Annotated in this window: 11 protein-coding genes and 2 tRNA genes; 8 read left to right on the forward strand and 5 right to left on the reverse strand. The window is 71.2% G+C overall.

Annotation, left to right across the window (positions count from 1 at the left end):
- Window positions 1-48 precede the first annotated feature (48 nt).
- From AC1D2H_RS04015 to AC1D2H_RS04030, 4 genes are all read left to right on the forward strand, one after another.
- Complete coding sequence (locus tag AC1D2H_RS04015) at window positions 49-2,190, forward strand: TonB-dependent siderophore receptor (protein WP_478009964.1); 2,142 nt, start codon at window positions 49-51, stop codon at window positions 2,188-2,190.
- 36 nt (window positions 2,191-2,226) lie between these two features.
- Window positions 2,227-2,302: transfer RNA gene (locus AC1D2H_RS04020), tRNA-Asn, on the forward strand.
- A 114-nt stretch (window positions 2,303-2,416) separates the two neighbouring features.
- Window positions 2,417-2,492, forward strand: a tRNA-Asn gene (locus AC1D2H_RS04025).
- 189 nt (window positions 2,493-2,681) lie between these two features.
- Window positions 2,682-3,416, forward strand: a complete 735-nt coding sequence (locus tag AC1D2H_RS04030; protein ID WP_478009965.1) for a hypothetical protein — start codon at window positions 2,682-2,684, stop codon at window positions 3,414-3,416.
- Window positions 3,417-3,461: 45 nt separating this feature from the next.
- Here the strand turns inward: AC1D2H_RS04030 and AC1D2H_RS04035 are convergent, their stop codons facing one another.
- The gene (locus AC1D2H_RS04035) at window positions 3,462-6,701 is read right to left on the reverse strand and encodes a di-heme oxidoredictase family protein (protein ID WP_478009966.1); all 3,240 of its coding nucleotides are present in this window, start codon (window positions 6,699-6,701) and stop codon (window positions 3,462-3,464) included.
- A gap of 157 nt (window positions 6,702-6,858) precedes the next feature.
- Here AC1D2H_RS04035 and pdxR point away from each other — a divergent pair, with 157 nt between their 5' ends.
- Window positions 6,859-8,316 carry a MocR-like pyridoxine biosynthesis transcription factor PdxR gene (gene pdxR / locus AC1D2H_RS04040; protein ID WP_478009967.1) on the forward strand — a complete coding sequence of 486 codons (1,458 nt, stop codon included), beginning with the start codon at window positions 6,859-6,861 and terminating at the stop codon, window positions 8,314-8,316.
- 65 nt (window positions 8,317-8,381) lie between these two features.
- Entirely contained in the window at window positions 8,382-9,782 is a 1,401-nt protein-coding gene (locus AC1D2H_RS04045; protein WP_478009968.1) for a B12-binding domain-containing radical SAM protein, read from the forward strand.
- On the opposite strand, the gene AC1D2H_RS04050 is transcribed toward AC1D2H_RS04045, so the two are convergent.
- Complete coding sequence (locus AC1D2H_RS04050) at window positions 9,772-10,785, reverse strand: phosphoenolpyruvate carboxykinase (ATP) (protein ID WP_478009969.1); 1,014 nt, start codon at window positions 10,783-10,785, stop codon at window positions 9,772-9,774. The genes AC1D2H_RS04045 and AC1D2H_RS04050 overlap by 11 nt on opposite strands.
- 14 nt (window positions 10,786-10,799) lie before the next feature.
- On the opposite strand from AC1D2H_RS04050, the gene AC1D2H_RS04055 reads away from it, so the two are divergent.
- A complete protein-coding gene (locus AC1D2H_RS04055; protein WP_478009970.1) occupies window positions 10,800-12,029 on the forward strand; it encodes a nucleotidyltransferase family protein in 1,230 nt (409 codons plus the stop codon).
- On the opposite strand, the gene AC1D2H_RS04060 is transcribed toward AC1D2H_RS04055, so the two are convergent.
- On the reverse strand, window positions 12,005-13,096 hold the full coding sequence (locus AC1D2H_RS04060) for a glycosyltransferase family 4 protein (RefSeq protein ID WP_478009971.1): 1,092 nt from the start codon (window positions 13,094-13,096) through the stop codon (window positions 12,005-12,007). The two genes, AC1D2H_RS04055 and AC1D2H_RS04060, sit on opposite strands and share 25 nt — an antisense overlap.
- 14 nt (window positions 13,097-13,110) lie before the next feature.
- On the opposite strand from AC1D2H_RS04060, the gene AC1D2H_RS04065 reads away from it, so the two are divergent.
- Window positions 13,111-13,917, forward strand: coding sequence for a class I SAM-dependent methyltransferase (locus tag AC1D2H_RS04065; RefSeq protein ID WP_477932714.1), 807 nt, complete (start codon window positions 13,111-13,113; stop codon window positions 13,915-13,917).
- On the opposite strand, the gene AC1D2H_RS04070 is transcribed toward AC1D2H_RS04065, so the two are convergent.
- Both AC1D2H_RS04070 and AC1D2H_RS04075 read right to left on the reverse strand, forming a co-directional pair.
- Window positions 13,881-15,287: an oligosaccharide flippase family protein gene (locus AC1D2H_RS04070; protein ID WP_477932716.1), complete on the reverse strand. Its 1,407-nt coding sequence runs from the start codon at window positions 15,285-15,287 to the stop codon at window positions 13,881-13,883. The genes AC1D2H_RS04065 and AC1D2H_RS04070 overlap by 37 nt on opposite strands.
- Window positions 15,284-16,384: a glycosyltransferase family 4 protein gene (locus tag AC1D2H_RS04075; RefSeq protein ID WP_478009972.1), complete on the reverse strand. Its 1,101-nt coding sequence runs from the start codon at window positions 16,382-16,384 to the stop codon at window positions 15,284-15,286. The genes AC1D2H_RS04070 and AC1D2H_RS04075 overlap by 4 nt, the downstream gene beginning before the upstream one ends.

Consider the following 16,384-nt stretch of genomic DNA (forward strand, 5'->3'; position numbering starts at 1 on the left):
GAGCCCTCCGCGTCCTCGTTTGCCGACCTGCCATCGCTTTGCATTCCGATGGCACGACTCTCTTTCTCCCTCTCCGTTCTTGGTGCCGCTACGGCGCTGCTCGTCACCAGCCTCGCCGCCGCCCAGACCCTGCCCCAGGTCAGCGTGACCGGCAAGGCCGTCGAGGCCGCGCCGGGCCTGTCCGGCTTCAGCGACCCGCCGGCCAAGCTGCCGATGCAGGCCGTCAGCCTGTCGGCCGAGCGCCTCACCGATCTCGGCATCGGCCAGCTGTCGGGCCTGACCAAGCTCGACGCTTCCGTCTCCGATGGCTACAACGCCGTCGGCTACTGGTCGCAGCTCAAGGTGCGCGGCTTCGATCTCGACAACCGCTTCAACCTGCGCCGCGACGGCCTGCCCATCAGTGGCGAGACCTCGCTGTCGCTGGCCAACAAGGCCTCGGTCGAGGTGCTCAAGGGCAGCTCAGGCATGCAGGCCGGCACCAGCGCGCCGGCCGGCCTCGTCAACCTCGTCGTCAAGCGGCCGCTGGCCGAGGATGCGACGGCCTTGATGCTGGGTGCCATCCAGGGCGGCAGCGTGGAAGCCAGCCTCGACCATTCGCAGCGCTTCGGCACCCAGCGTGAGTTCGGCCTGCGCATCAACCTCGCCGCGGCCCACCTCGACCCGACGCTGCGCAACAGCAGGGGCAATGCACGCACCGCCGCTCTGGCCGCCGACTGGCGCGTCAGCCCCGACACCCTCGTCGAGGCCGAGGTCGAACTCAACCGCCAGAGCCAGCCCAGCCAGGATGGCTTCAGCCTGCTCGGCGACACCCTGCCCGACGCCCGGCGCATCGACCCGAACCTGAACCTCAACAACCAGCCCTGGACGCTACCCGTCGTCTTCGACAACACCCACGCCTCTCTGCGCCTGCAGCAGAAGCTGGCGGGTGAGTGGCGCGCCCAGGCCCATCTCGGCATCCAGCGCCTGCGCACCGACGACCGCAACGCCTTCGGCTTCGGCCTGGACTGCAACGAGACCAGCAGCTTCGAAGGCGTCTACTACTGCGACCGCTACGGCGCCGATGGCCGCTTCGATCTCTACGACTACCGCAGCGAGAACGAGCACCGCGACACGACTGCCCTGGACCTGTCCGCCAGCGGCCCCCTGCAACTCGCCGGCCTGCGTCACGACCTGACCGTTGGCGGCCTGAGCAGCCATTTCAAGGCCCGCTTCCAGCGCCAGGCCTACAACTTCGCCGGCGTCGGCAACATCGACGGCAGCGCGGTCACCGCCCCGCAACCCGCCCTCACCGGCGAGAACACCAACCGCGACGAGCGCAGCAACGAGCTCTACCTGCGCGACCGTGTGGCGCTCAGTGCCGACACCAGCGCCTGGCTGGGCGTGCGCCACACCCGCCTGCACCGCGAGAGCGTGCGCACCGACGGCTCGCGCGCGACGGACTACTCGCAGAGCGTCACGACGCCCTGGGTCGCGCTCAGCCATGCCATCGCGAGCGACTGGCTGGTCTACGCGAGCTGGGGCCAGGGCGTCGAAAGCGAAGTCACGCCCAACCGCTCGCGCTACAAGAACGCCGGCCAGGCCCTGCCCGCGCTGAAGAGCCGCCAGACCGAGATCGGCCTGAAGACCGGCACCCAGCGCGTCGAAGGCTCGCTGGCTGCCTTCGACATCCGCCGCCCGCTATGGCGCGACATCGGCAGCTGCGACGTCGCCCTGAGCTGCGAGCACATCACCGACGGCTACGCCCGCCACCGCGGCATCGAAGCCAGCGCCGACCTGAAGTGGAGCGGCGGCGGCCTGTTTGCCAGCGTCACCCGCCTGCACGCCCGCCGCGAAGGCAGCAGCGACGCCGCCCTCAACGGCCTGCTGCCACCCAATGTGCCGCAGACCACCCTCAAGGCCCAGCTACGCCAGGACCTGTTGCCCGGACTGCAGGCCCAGGCCGGCCTGCGCTTTGAGGGCAGCCGCTTCGCGACGCCCGACAACAGCATCGCCGTGCCAGCGTGGACTGTCGTCGACGCTGGCCTGCGCTACACACAGAGCGTGGGCAACCAGACCTGGGTCTGGCGCGCCGCGGTCGACAACCTGACCAACCGCCGCGCCTGGCGCGAGTCGCCCTGGCAGTACGAGCACAGCTATCTCTACCCCCTGGCCGCTCGGACTTTCCGCACGAGTCTCGAGATCCGCCTCTGAGCCCGCACAAAAAACTGCTATAGTCACGGGCTCTGTTCCTCGATAGCTCAGTCGGTAGAGCGCCGGACTGTTAATCCGTAGGTCCCTGGTTCGAGCCCAGGTCGGGGAGCCAACAGAATTTGAAGTTGTCGCGCGAGCGGCAACGGATGAAAACAAGAGCCCGCTGCAACCGAACGGCGGGCCGACAGACAGGAAACCCGTCGCAAGCGGGTTTCAACCGAACGATTCCTCGATAGCTCAGTCGGTAGAGCGCCGGACTGTTAATCCGTAGGTCCCTGGTTCGAGCCCAGGTCGGGGAGCCAAATCAAGCCTCATTCGCGAAAGCGGATGGGGCTTTTTCTTTGGCCGGCTGCAGCCGCCGCAACCCTGCCTGACTAGAAGCGCTCCAGGTGCGCCCCCTAACTCCGCACTACGTTGAAGGCCGCGGATGTCACTTGCATCGCCTAGATTCGGTTGCCCCTCAGCAAGTCACCCTGCGATTGGAGCTGAACATGTACCGACTCTCCCACTTAACCGGTGCCCTGTTGCTGGGGTGCTGCCTGCAACTCGCCGGGACCAACGCCTTGGCAGCGACCTGCGACGGTTCGAGCGACCCGTGCAGCATTGACCTCGGCCGCGCCACCGCCAATTTCGCAACCGGCGCCGCGTCGTACTACGCCGAAGCGGTGCTGGTGAACGGCACAGACGCCTACTACGGAGTGAACCCGCAGTTCCTGCCGACGTTGCAAGTCACGCACTCGGCCAGCAGCGATGGCTTCACCTTCCARCCGCAGATGTACGCCAGCGTGGGCGGCAGTGGCATCCAGGGGTTGTTTGAGGTCGCAGCCATGCTGCAGTTCACCGGCCTGACGTTTGTCGCCGAACCGGGCTACCAGATCACCGGCCTCCAGGCCGTGGTGAAGGGCAGCTTCTCCTTGGTAGGCAATGGCTACGGGGGACTGTCCTTGCCCGGCCCGCTCCAGTGGGTTGACCAGAACTTCACCGCCATGGTCTCGCTCGATCCGGCCGCTGCTGACTTCCAGACCGGCTTCACGGTCGCGGCCAGCTACGTCGAGGGAGAAGACGGCACGGCGCTGTCGTACGGGACAGGCAGTGCCAGCATAGATAGCGTGGCTTTCATCGTCAGCGTGTCACCCGTGCCCGAGCCAGGTTCGTGGACCCTGCTGGGGAGTGGCATTGCACTGCTGCCTTGGCTGGCGAAGCGTCGTTCACGGCATTCTCGTTAGAAGAAAAAGCGCCGGGTTCCCACCCGGCGTCTCTGATTCAAAGCCTCACAGCGATTTCAGGAACGCCAGCACCGCCTCCCGATCCGCCTTGCTCATCGCCTCGAACCGCTGACGCGACTTCTCACCTTCCCCGCCGTGCCAAAGAATGGCCTCGGTCAGGTTGCGGGCGCGGCCGTCGTGCAGATAGCCGACGCGGGCGGCGTTGCCCATGACCTTGTCGGTGTAGCCGATGCCCCAGAGCGGCGCGGTGCGCCACAGGCCGCCGCTGGCCTGGCCCTCGACATAGTTGTCCGCCAGGCCCGCGCCCATGTCGTGCAGCAGCAGGTCGGTGAAGGGCTTGATGGTCTGGTTGCGCAGTTCCGCGAACAGATGGCCCGGGCCGGTCTTCAGCGTCGCCGCGTGGCAGGCCGTGCAGCGGGCCTGGTCGAACAGGCGGCTGCCGGCCGTGACCTGCAGCGGGTCGACGCGATGCTCGTCCAGCGGCGCCACGCCCTTGGGGAAGCCGCTGGCCAGGCTGCGCTGGGCCGGCACCCCCACGAGGGCCAGGTAGCGCGACACCTGCTGCAGATCGGCCTCGGAGATGCCCGGCTGCGCCGCGCCCGCCGCGCAGGCCACAGGGCCGTTGTTGCACGCACGGCTGGGGTAGACGGGCGAGGTGACGGCCATGTCCTGCAGCAGCGCGGCGGCGGCCTGGTGGCGCAGCGACACCTTGGAGGCCTTCCAGCCGAAGCGGCCCAGGCGCACGGCGCCGGTCTCGGGGTCGAAGACGTAGTTGGGCACGCCCTTCACGCCGTCGACATCCGGCGTCGCGCGGGCCAGGGCGAGGATGTCGGCCTCGGGCACGGCTTCGAGCAGGCCGGTGCCAATCATGGGCTGGGCCGCGCGCAGCGAGACCACTGCGGGCACCGGGCCGTCAAAGGCCAGCGTGGGCTTGCGCAGCTCGACCGTCGTGCCGTCAGCCAGCTTGACGCTCTTCGTCTCGAAGCCGGCCACACGCACGCCGTTGCCCCAGTCCTGCGGCACGCCCGTGGCGGACTGCGCATTCATCTGGATGGACGTGCCATAGCGCGAGTGCGGCACCTGCTGGCCGTTCGCGTCCAGCATCGCGGCGCGTACCGACATCGCATCCAGCCGCTGGTTCACGGCCAGGGGCGCGGGGCTGCGGCCGTTGTTGACGTGGCAGCCGATGCAGGCCGACTGGTTGAAGCGCGTGCCCTGCAGGCCCACGGCGCCCAGGTAGCGGTCGTTGCCCGCTTCGTTGTGGTCACCCGTCGTGAAGTTGGTGTGCACCAGGCGGCGGCCCTCGACGAAGCGCTGCACGTTCTGCATGCCGGTGTGGTTGTGCGGCTGCTGGAACATGAAGAGGCCGTTGTCGGAATAGTTGTACGACACCGAGCCGTCGCCACCCGACAGCGTCGCCACCGGCAGCGGCGCGTTCATCAGCCGCGGCTGCACGCCGTAGGACGGGCGCAGGCCCACGCCGACGACATAGGTCCACTCGCCGGCGTAGTAGCGGATACCGCCGTTGTCGCCGATGGCCTGCATGGCCTGGGTCGTCGAGAAGAAGGACGGCGAGACCTCGATGACGTCGCCGACGACCAGCGGCCGGCCCGGCACGCTCCTGCCGTTGGGCATGCCGTCGGCGCCGATATCGCCGTGGCCGGGATAGCCGTTCACTGTCAGGCTGCAGCCGTTGTTCAGCACATTGGCGTTGAGCAACTTGCCATTGGGCGGATAGGCCACGGGCGGGCAGATGGTGATGTTCTGGTCGGCCAGTTGGCCGGGGTTCATCCAGCCATAGCCGGTCACGCCCACGCGATCGAAGGCGCGGAACCAGGCCACGCCACCGGGCAGTTGCGGCTGCGGGAAGTATTGGTTGACCCGCAGCGTCGGCTTGGTGACGCCGGCCACGCGGCTGTTGTCGACGACCTCGAAGCCCCAGGTGCGGTTCTTGAAGTACTGGGGCACAAACGTCAGGAAGTTGCCGGGGCCCTTGTCGACGGGGTTGCCCAGCGCATCGACCGTCTCGTTGGGGCCGTAGCCGATCTCGTTCCAGTCCTCGCCGCGCTCGCGCCCGTGGCGGGCCAGGCCGCGCACGCCGAAGCGCGTGACGAGCGTCCCATCGGGCAGCGTGAACTGCAGCGACTCCAGCGGCTCGGTGCTGGTGGGCAGGGGCACCAGGCCCGTGCCGTTGGCCGGGAATCTGATGGCGGAAGTGGCGACGTCGGCAATGGTGTTGTCACTGCCCGGCGACTTGAACTCGACCTCGAACAGCGAGTAGCCATAGGCCGTGGCCCGCGCCACGCCCTGCAGGCGGATGAAGCGCGCATTGGCATTGAGGTTGAAGAACTCCTCCGTGCCGCCGCGGCCGTTGCCGACGTTGCGCAGCTCGGTCCAGTTCTGGCCGTCGTCGGACACGCGCAGCGAATAGGCCTTGCCGTAGGCGTTCTCCCAGACCAGCTTCATGTAGCCGACGGGCGTCTTGGCGCCGAAGTCGAACTGGATCCAGGCGCCGTCTTCGAAGGTGCTGGCCCAGCGCGTGCCGGGCTTGCCGTCGATGGCCTGCAGCGCGTTGTTGCCCTGGTTCTCCACGGCTGACGAGGTGGCCGTCACCGGCTTGACGGCAACGCCGGGCTTGCTTAGGTCGGGGCCCGGGCCAGGGGCAGGTGCCGGGCTGGGCGCGGGCGCAGGTGATGGCGCCGGGGCGGGCGAAGGTGCAGGCGCGGGCGCCACGCCCGAGAAGGCCTGGATCTCGAAGAGGGAATAGCCATAACCCGAAGAGCGCTGGATGCCCTTCATGCGCAGATAGCGACCCTGGCCGTTCAAGCCGGTCCAGTCCTCGCTGCCGCCCTGGCTGTTGGGAATGGACTTGATCGTCGTCCAGTTGCTGCCGTCGCTGGAAACCTGCAGCTCGTACTGGTTGGCGTGCGCGCGCTCCCAATCGATGTGCACGCGGCTGATGGTCACCGTGCGGCCGTAGTCCAGCACCAGGAACTGGTCGTCGCTGAAGCCGCTGCTCCAGCGCGAGTTGTCGTCATGGTCGATGGCCTTGGCCGGGCCGAGGTCGGCGCGCTCGGACGAGCTCGCCGTCGCGCTCACCGGCGTCAGCGCTGCCTCGGATTCGCCGGCGCTGGCCGCCAGGGCCCGGGCCGTCGGGCCGGCCTCGCTGCTCTGCGCCGACGGCTGGGCTGGGTCGCCAGAACCGCCGCCGCAGGCCGACACCAGCAGGCTCACGGCGAAGGGCAGGCCGAGGGTTGAAAGATTGCGTAAACCGTGTGGCTTCATTGATCCCTCTTGATCGTGTTTGAGATGACCCGCCTAAGATGACATCGTCGTCATCCGCGGCCGAACAGCCCGTGGAATGACGCGCATGCTGCCTACCCCCTAGTCCGCAGTCGCGGGCCAATTCAGCTGTCACACACCAAACCAATTCGAGTGCCGCATGCGTCGCGCCGCTGAACATTCGCTGGCCCTCGGCCCTCGGCCGATCGGCGTCACGCTGCAGCAATGGCTGTACGCGGCCCTTTGTGAAGCGATACGCGATGGCCGCCTCCCGCCCGGCAGCCGCCTGCCCACTTCGCGTGGCCTGGCCCGCGACCACGGCTGCTCCCGCTCCACCGTCACCGCAGTCTTTGAGCGGCTTCTTGCTGACGGTTACATCTCAGCCCATGTCGGCCGCGGCAGCTTTGTCGCGCCGCAGCCTCCGCCGGCGTCTGTTGTCGAAGTGGCATTGCCGCCCCAGGCCCCTGCGCTGTCCCGCCGTGGCCGCCAGATGAGCGCGGCCGGTGTCGTCGTCATGAGCCGCAACGGCCCGCTGCCGCGCACCTTCGAGGCCGACCGCATCGATGCCGGCCTGTTCCCGGCCGCCGTCTGGGCCAGGCTCGCCGCCAGGCGTGCGCGCTGGCACGAGACCCGCATCGTGCAGGGCATCGAATGGCAAGGCCTGGCACCGCTGCGCGAATTGCTGGCCCAGCAGCTGCTGCTGACGCGCGGCATCCGCTGCGACGCCGACCAGATCGTCATCGTGCCCGGCACGCGCCAGGCCCTGGACCTGCTCGCCCGGCTGCTGCTCAACCCCGGCGAGCAGGCCTGGGTGGAAGACCCCGGCTCCCCCGCCGTGCAGGCCCTGCTGGCGGCGGCCGGCGCGCGCGTCGTGCCGGTGCCGGTAGACGAACAGGGCCTGCAGGTCGACGCGGCCCTGCGCATGGCGCCGCGCGCCCGCCTGGCTTGCACGACGTCCGCCGCGCAGATGCCGCTGGGCCACGCCATGTCGGCGCCGCGCCGCCAGGCCCTGCTGGCCTGGGCCCGCGGTGCCTGCGCCTACGTCATCGACGAGGACCGCGACGGCGACTTCGTCTTCGACGGCAGCGGCGCCCACGCACTGAAGGCCGAGGACGACGGCGACTGCGTCATCCACCTCGGCAGCCTGGCCTTCAGCATGGCACCCTGCATGCGCCTGGCCTACCTGGTGCTGCCGCGCCGCCTCGTCGAGCCGGTGTGCACGGCGCTGGCACTGACCCAAGCCCAGCCGGCGCTGCTGGACCAGGCCGTGCTGCACGACTTCATCGCCGACGGCCACTGGGCCCGGCATCTGCGCGAGCTGCGCCAGGTCTACGGCGCCCGCGCCGAGGCGCTGCGCCATGGGCTGGACAAGCACTTCGGCCGCTGGCTGCAACTCGTGCCCGCGCGCCGTGGCCTGAACCTGACGGCCTGGCTGCCCGGTTCGGCCCGCGATGCCGACCTGGCCGGCCGCGCGGCCGCCGCGGGCGTGACGGTCGCGCCGCTGACGGCTTACCGGCTGCAACACCCCGCACCGGCCGGCCTGCGCTTCGGCTTCGCGGCCTTCAGCGAGGCCAGCATCCGCAGCGGGGTGCAGAGACTCGCCGCGGCCTTGGACTAGGGATGCCTTGAACCTGCCGGCCTCCGGCCGGCACCCACGCCTCAACTCCAACTTGAGGGGAAGGCGTGCTCTCCATCCTGGTCGGCCACAGCTTCTTTCTGCGCTTCGACGCCAAACAGTTCGACCGCGCCAAGCCCTACCCGCCCCTGGCCACGCTGCAGGTCGCCGAACTGCTGCGCCGCCAGGGCCATGAGGTCGCCCTCTTCGACGCGATGCTGGCCGCCGGCACGCAGGACTTCGACCAGCAGCTCGCCGCCGTGCGGCCGCGCGTCGTGCTGCTCTACGAGGACAACTACAACTACCTCAGCAAGATGTGCCTGGCCAAGATGCGCGAGGCCGCCTGCGCCATGATCGCCAGCGCCGCCCGGGCCGGCGCGCGCGTCATCGTGGCCGGCTCGGACGCCAGCGACGCGCCAGAGATCTATCTGCGCGCCGGTGCCGACGTCGCCCTGCGCGGCGAAGGCCTGGACGTGCTGCCCGCCCTGCTGCGCCGCCTGGAGGCCGAGCCCGCGCGGCCCGGCCGCGAACTGCTCGCCGGCCTGGAGCAGCCCGTCACGCTGCAGCCGCGTGGCGACCACGCCGAGCTCGAAGCCCCTGCGGCCTGGGACCTCGTCGACATACCGCGCTACCGCGCCACCTGGACGGCGGCCCACGGCTACTTCAGCCTCAACATGGCGGCCTCCAAGGGCTGCTCATTTCGCTGCAACTGGTGCGCCAAGCCCATCTGGGGCCAGCGCTACCAGCAGCGCAGCGCGGCGGCCGTGGCGGCAGAGATGGCCGAGCTGAAGCGCCGCTTCGCGGCCGACCACGTCTGGTTCGCGGACGACATCTTCGGCTTCCGCGCCGACTGGGTGCAGCGCTTCGCCGCCGAGCTCGATGCGCGGGGCGGCGGCGTGCCCTTCACCATCCAGGCCCGCGCCGACCTCATCAGCGACGCGATGGCCCAGGCGCTGGCCGACGCCGGGTGCCGCGAGGTCTGGATAGGCGCCGAGAGCGGCAGCCAGCAGGTGCTGGACGCGATGAACAAGGGCACGACGGTGGAAGAGATCCGCCAGGCCAGAGAGCGCCTGCAGGCGGTGGGCGTGCGCGTGGGCTTCTTCATCCAGCTCGGCTATCTCGGCGAGGGCCTGGACGAACTGCTGCAGACGCGCCGCCTCATCGAGGAGGCGCGGCCTGACGACATCGGCGTCAGCGTGTCCTACCCGCTGCCGGGCACGCGCTTTCACGAGCAGGTCAAGGCCCAGCTCGGCGCCAAGACGCATTGGGACGACAGCGGCGACCTCGCCATGATGTTCCGCGGCACCTTCGGCAGCGAGGTCTACCGCGCGGTGCGCGACCTGCTGCACGCGCAGGTGGACCTGGGCGCCGCCGACACGCCCGCGCGCCGCCGCGCCGGCGACGAGTTGAAGCAGCGCTGGGCCCGGCTGATCGCCAGCCTGAGCCCCGCCACCGCCCTCACGCCATGAGCAGGCCCTTCAGCGCCAGGGCGCCCGCGCGCGGCTGGCTGCCGCGGCGCAGTTCCCAGCCATGAAGCCCGCCGCAGCCTTCGACAAAGTCGGCCCAGCCCGGCTGGCCGGCGGCATAGGGCTGGCTGATGTGCAGGCGCTGCATCATCTCGGCGGCGTCCAGCGGCCGCAGCAGCACATCGTCTGCCGCCGCCTCGGGCGAGGCGAAGACGAGATGCGCGAGACGCAATGGCTCGGCCGCCAGCGGCGCCCAGCCGCCGCGCAGGTCCAGCTCATGCTTCTCGACGCCGCTGCGCCGGCGAATGACCGGCGTCGCCGCGATGCGTGCCCGCAGTGCCACGTCGTCCACCCAGCGCAGCGCATCGAAGCGCAGGTGCAGGAAGTTCGCGACGCCCGTCACCCGGCGCGTCAGCGGGTCGACAAAACTGGCGTCCTCGGTCAGGAAGTCCAGCCCCTGCAGCATCGCGTGCAGGGCCAGCGTCGACTTGCCGGCACCGCTGGCGCCCAGCAGCAGCGCGCCGACACCCTGCAGGCCCACGCAGCCGGCATGCAGGGGCACCAGGCCACGGGCACGACAGGCCAGCGAGTAGGCCGCGAACTCGATGAGCTCGTAGCGCAGGTGATAGGGAAAGGCCAGCAGCTCGCGCGAGACCTGCACCACGGCGCGGCCGGCGGCCACGTTGACCAGGGCCAGGTTGCAGGCGTCCATCGCCGCGCCCAGCAGGCCGGCGCCACCGAGCATGCGCGGCAGCGGCGGCTCTGCGCCGAAGCTGCCGCTGCCCTCCACCAACTTCAGCTCGATGCACAGCGTGGGCCCGCCCACGGTCTGCGGCGGCAGGCCGAAGTAGGCCGCGTCGGCCAGCGCCAGCAGCTCGGCGCTGTCGCTGCGGAACTCGACGCGCGCGCCCAGCAGCGGGTGGCTGCGGCTCAGGGCCAACGGGGCCCGCTCGCCAAAGGGATCGGCGGTCTGCCGGGGATCGGCCTGCCAGGTCGTGGTGCTCATGAAAGGGAAGCGGTGTGAAAGAGTTGGAGTTGCCCAAGGCAGCGGTGCTGCAGAGGGCGCTGCGGTCGACGACGGACCGGCTGGCGGCCGAACTGGCCGCCCCCCTGCCCATCGCGCCGGCCTGGAACGATTTCGAATGGCGGGCCGCGATGGCCGTGTCCGTCATGCACGGCATCAGCGGCCTGCTCGCCGCCCGCCTGATCTGGGCAGGCCCCGCGCCTTGGCAGGCCTTCCTGGCCGAGCAGGCCGCGCAGGGCCGCCGGCGCGAGGCCCGCATCCGGGAGCTGCTGGCCCGCCTGCAAGGCGCCGCCGTTGCGGCCGGCCTGCCGCTGCTGGGCCTCAAGGGCGCCAGCCTGCTGCGGCTCGATGTCTACGCGCCGGGCGAGCGGCCGATGAGCGACGTGGACCTGCTGGCCCGCCCCGGCGACCTGGATGCCGCCGACCGCCTCGTCACGGCCCTCGGCTACCGGGCGGGCGCCGCCAAACGTCGCCACATCGCCTACGAACCCCTGCAGCAGCGCGCCGACCGCGCCTTCGGCGAGCATGAGGACGACCCGATCAAGATCGAACTGCACCAGGCCGTCAGCGAGCCGCTGCCGCTGCATGAGATAGCCATCACGGCCGGTCTTCTGGCAGCCGATGCCGGCCCGGGGCTGAATGCCTACCCAAGCCAGGCCGCGCTGATGCGCCATCTGCTGCTGCACACGGCCGGCAATCTCTGCAGCCGCAGCGTGCGGCTGATCCAGTTGCATGACATCGCCGCGCTGGGCGCCCGCCTGGATGCAGCCGACTGGGCGCAAGCCCTGGCACCCGCCTCCGATGGCCGGCCGGCCTGGTGGGCCGTGCCGCCGCTGCGGCTGGCGCAGCGACTCTTCCCCGGCCGGTTGGCGCCCATCCCGGCCACGGCGCTGGCCGCCTGCCCGCCACGGTTGCGCCGCGCCAGTGCCGCCCAGGGCCTGGCCGATCTGTCGCTGTCCCACCTCGGCATTCCCATGCTGCCCGGCATCGCCTGGGCACGCGGCCCGGCGGAAGTCCTGGGCCTGGCCTGGCAGCGCCTGCGCCCCGCGGAGCAGGCCGCCACCGCGCAGATCGTGCAGCGCCAGCATTCGCTGGCCGGCTCCGCCTGGACTCGCCGGCCGGCGTGGCTCAAGGCGCTGGGCTTCCTGCTCGGCGCGCCACCACGGGCGCAGACGCTGTACTGCGTGCATCGCGCCCTCGCCTACCGGCCCACCAGCTCGGCATGAAGCTGCTCGAACTGCGCGCAACAGAAGTCCGCGTCCTCGGCCAGGGCGCGGCGCTGGGCCTCGCGCGCCAGCCGCAGCCGCAACGCTTCGTCGCCCTCCAGACGGGCGATCAAGGTCGCCAGGCCACGGGCATCGCCGGGCTCGACAACCAGGGCCGCCTGCGGCGCCCACTCAGCCAGATGCCCGACCGCCGTGCCGACGCTGGGCACGCCCAGCACGGCCGCCTCCAGCACCGCCAGCGGGCCGGCCTCGTGGCGCGAGGTGATGACATGCAGATGCGCGCGCGCCAGCAGTGGCTGCAGCTCGGCCTGGGTCATGAAGCCGTGGAAGCGAACGCGGTGGCTCACACCCAGGCGCGCCGCCAGGGCCTGCACTTCACCGCGCAGCGTGTCCTCGCCGACGAGGTCCAGCTCGGCCGTGGGCAGACGGGCAACGGCCTGCAGCAGGCAGGCCTGATCCTTCACGCGGTTGAGGCTGGCGACCTGCACGAGGCGCAGCGGCGCGCCGGCCTGGCGACGCAGCGGCTCACGCGGCGGCCAGGCCTGCAGGTCCACGCCCAGCGGCAGGCGCTGCGCGCTGCGGCCCAAGGCGGCCAACTGATCCAGCACGGGCCGGCTGGCCGCCGTCAGTGCATCGGCGCCGCGCAGCACCCAGGCCTCGCGCAAGCGGCCGCGCCAGCCCTGGCGACCGCCGTAGGCGATGTCATGCAAGGCCACCAGCTCGCCACCTGCCACGTGCACCGCGCTGCGCAACTTCAGCCACCGCGCGGCCGCGACGGCCACCACGCCGCAGCTGCTCGACCAGATGGACTGCACCAGGTCGAAGCGGCCGCGGCCGTGCTCTCTGACGATGGCCCGCACTGCCCGCGGCACGGTGGCGCGCCCGCCGATGTTGTGCACGCGCGCGCCGCACAGCCACCACTCGCCCGGCTCGGCCTCCTGCCTGAGCGCGAACACATGCACCTCGTGCCGCATGGCCAGGCGCTTGAGCAGGGCCAGCAGCGCCGGCACCACCCTCACCTCGCCCGAGCGGTCCACACCGCCGGGCACGACGACAGCGATCTTCAAACCCGGACCTCCGCATGAACACCCAGACCCGTCTGCTTGATACCCAAGAGGCCTTCGACAGCGTCGCCGCCGACTACGACGGCCCGCGCGGCAACAACCTCGCCATCCAGGACATGCGCGACGAGATGTGGCGCTGGCTGGACAAGAGTTTTTCGCCCGGCAGCCGGCTCATCGACCTGGGCTGCGGCACCGGGCTGGACGCCGTGCACCTGGCGAGCCAAGGCCATCACGTGACGGCGACGGACTGGTCCGAGCGCATGGTCGAGCGCACGCGCGACCGGGCGCGTGAGGCCGGCCTCGCCGTCGATGCGCTCGCCATCGGCGCGCACGAGCTGAACCGCCTGGAGGGCAGCTTCGACGGCGCCTATTCCAACCTCGGCCCGCTGAACTGCGTACCCGACCTCGGCGCCGTGGCGGCCGAATGCGCCCGCCTCATCAAGCCCGGCGGCCGCCTCGTCTTCACCGTCATCGGCCGCTACTGCCCCTGGGAGCTGGCCCACTATCTGCGCCAGCGCCGCTGGAAGCGCGCCGGCATCCGCTTCGCGAAGGGCACCGTGGCCGTCGGCATGAATGGCCGCACGATCTGGACGCGCTACTACACGCCGGCCGAGTTCCACGCCGCCTTCGCCGAGCATTTCGAGCTGGAGGTGCAGCGCGGCCTGTGCGTCTTCGTGCCGCCGCCCTATCTGACCTGGCTGGCCGAGCGCCACCCGCGCTGGCATGAGCGTCTGTGGGCCCTGGACCGGCGCGTGGCTGGCTGGCCGCTGATCAATCGACTGGGCGATCATTTCCTGCTCGTCATGCGCCGGCGCATGAGCTGACCCAGCTCATCCAGCATGGGGTGGCGGCACCAGCGCCAGGCCGCCACGCAGGCGATGGGCGCGAGCGTCAGCGGCACGGCCAGCACCGCGACGGCCGCGAGTGCGCTGCCGCCCAGGGCCGCCCACAGCGCCCGCGGTGACTGGCCGAGATGCCGGGCCGCCAGCCAGAGCTGCACCGGCAGGGCCAGGCAGGCCGCCGCGCACAGGGCCCAGGCGAAGGAGGCCAGGCTGCCATCGAAGATCGCCACGCCCAGCACCAGGCGTGCGCCCAGCGTCACGCCCGTGGGCCAGGCCGCCAGTGCGGGCCGGCCCACGGCGGCCAAGGCGGCGCCGAGTTGCGAGAACGCCAGGCCGAGGGCCGCCGTCAGCGCGAGGGGCAGCACCGCGGGCGTGCAGTCGCCCCAAGCCGGACCGTAGAGCAGGCGCACCAGCGGCTCGCGATAGGCCACGGTCAGGGCGAGCAGCGGCCAGCCCAGCCCCGTCAGCAAGGCCGTGGCGCGGCGCAAGGCGGGCTCGAGTGCTTCGGCGCGTGCATGCCGCCCGGCCAGCAGCGGCAGCGCGCCAAAGCTCAGGGCCTGGCCGGCCACGGCCTGCAGCAGGCTCACCGCGCCCTGGGCACGGCCGAGCAAGCCGACGAGGTGGGCCGAGCCCAGCCGCCCCAGCCACAGATCGGGCAGCACGCCATTGACGCCTCCCAGCAGGCCGACGAGCAGCGCACCCACGCCAAAGCCCAGCACCTCGGCCCAGCCCCGCGAGGACGGCCACCAGCTGCGGCCCGTGGGCATGCAGGCATAGGCCAGGCCGCAGACGAGGATGCTGGCCACCTGCGCCCAGGCCAGGCCGAGCGCGCCCCAACCCTCCATGGACAGCAGCAGCGCCACGCCCGCATGGGCGAGCGTGCCCATGCGTGACACGAAAGCGATGCGCGACGCGGACAGCGCCCGCAACTGCAGCGCAGCCATGACGCTGCCATAGGCCGACAGCAGCAGCCCCAGGGCCAGCACCTGCAGCAGCACCGTCAAGCCGGGTTGGCCGAAGTGCCGGGCCAGGGGATCGGCCAGCACCAGCAGCGCCGTCGTGGCCAGCAGCGTCGTGCAGGCCAGCAGCCCCAGGCAGGCCGAGAAGCGCGCCGGCGTCAACTCGGGCTCGCGCTGCAGATAGGCCGACACGCCGGCATCGCGCAACAGTTGGGCGACACTGAAGACACCCAGGCCCAGCGCATACAGGCCCAGCTCGGCCGGCTGCAGCAGTCGCGCCAGCAGCAGGCCCAGCACGAAGCGCGTGGCGACGCCGCCGGTGGCCGAGGCCAGATTGACGAGGAAGGCGCGCCGGAAGTCGAGCGCCGCGGGCGCGAGGACGAAGCTGTTCATGCCGCCAGCAGGTCGTCATAGGCCGCGACGAGGCAGCGGCCCAGGGCTTCGGTGGAGCAGTGCGACTCGAAGCGGGCGCGCGCCAGTGAGCGCCGCTGCGTCGAAGGCAAGGCGGCCAGCGCCACGATGGCGTCGGCCAGCCGCGCCGCATCGCCCGCCGGCCACAGCCGCGCGGCCGGGCAACCGGAGGCCAGCGCACGGAAGGACGGGATGTCGGTCACCGCCAGCCCCAGCCCGCAGGCCAGGGCCTCGACGACGCTGTAGCCCGTGGCTTCGCGGTGGCTGCCCTGCACGAGGATGTCGGCGGCCGCCATCAGCGTTTCGATGCGCGCATGCGGCTGGGCGCCGAGCAGGTGCACGCGGCCGGCCAGCAGCGGATCGCGCATGCGCTCGCGCACGGCCTCGAACAGCGGCGCGCGGCCGTAGCAGAGCCAGAGCTGCAGGCCGGGCAGGCGCTGTGCCGCCAGGGCCACGCCGTCGAGCACGGTCAGCGGGTCCTTGTTGGCGTCGAGGTGGGCCACCCACAGCAGGCAGGGGTCGCCGGCCAGCCCGGTCGCGGCGCGGGCAGCGGCCGGGTCACGGGTCGCAAAGCCACAACTCGAACCGGGCACTTCGTAGACGCGCGTTGCGGCGGTGATGAGGCCGCGGCGGCGGAAGGGCAGCGCCTGTTCACGGGCACAGAACATCAGGCCACGCGCCGTCGTCGTCAGCGCGCGCCGCCAGGCCGGCCAATGCCAGGGGCGCGGCGGCGCATCGGCGCGGTCCTGCAGCACGATGGGCCGGCCCGGCGCCAGGGCCGCCAGCGCCCTTACCTGCTGCACAAAACCCAGGCCCTGCACATGCACCAACTCCGGCCGCAGGCGGTCGAACAACTCGATGAGTCGCTCGGGCTGGCTGTCGCAGGGCAGGAAGTGGTAGCCGATGCCGCCCCGGCCGACGTATTCCACGTCGGCACAGGCCTGCACGACGCTCACAGCGGCCCCGGCGCCCGCTGCGGCCTCGGCGAGCTGGGTGACGGTAGGCCAGTCCTTCAGCAGTCGCTCGGGCGCACGACCCTGGGGGTCGCGGTGGAAGCTGATCTGCACGACGCGGGCCAT

It is taken from the genome of Roseateles sp. P1_C1_2 (assembly GCF_056406535.1).

What these genes read in the sequence shown, in the direction of transcription:
- AC1D2H_RS04015 (WP_478009964.1), top strand. Translation starts at nt 49, where the DNA reads ATGGCACGACTCTCTTTCTCCCTCTCCGTTCTTGGTGCCGCTACGGCG.
- AC1D2H_RS04035 (WP_478009966.1), bottom strand. Translation starts at nt 6,701, where the DNA reads ATGAAGCCACACGGTTTACGCAATCTTTCAACCCTCGGCCTGCCCTTC.
- pdxR (WP_478009967.1), top strand. Translation starts at nt 6,859, where the DNA reads ATGCGTCGCGCCGCTGAACATTCGCTGGCCCTCGGCCCTCGGCCGATC.
- AC1D2H_RS04050 (WP_478009969.1), bottom strand. Translation starts at nt 10,785, where the DNA reads ATGAGCACCACGACCTGGCAGGCCGATCCCCGGCAGACCGCCGATCCC.
- AC1D2H_RS04065 (WP_477932714.1), top strand. Translation starts at nt 13,111, where the DNA reads ATGAACACCCAGACCCGTCTGCTTGATACCCAAGAGGCCTTCGACAGC.
- AC1D2H_RS04070 (WP_477932716.1), bottom strand. Translation starts at nt 15,287, where the DNA reads ATGAACAGCTTCGTCCTCGCGCCCGCGGCGCTCGACTTCCGGCGCGCC.
- AC1D2H_RS04075 (WP_478009972.1), bottom strand. Translation starts at nt 16,384, where the DNA reads ATGGCCCGCGTCGTGCAGATCAGCTTCCACCGCGACCCCCAGGGTCGT.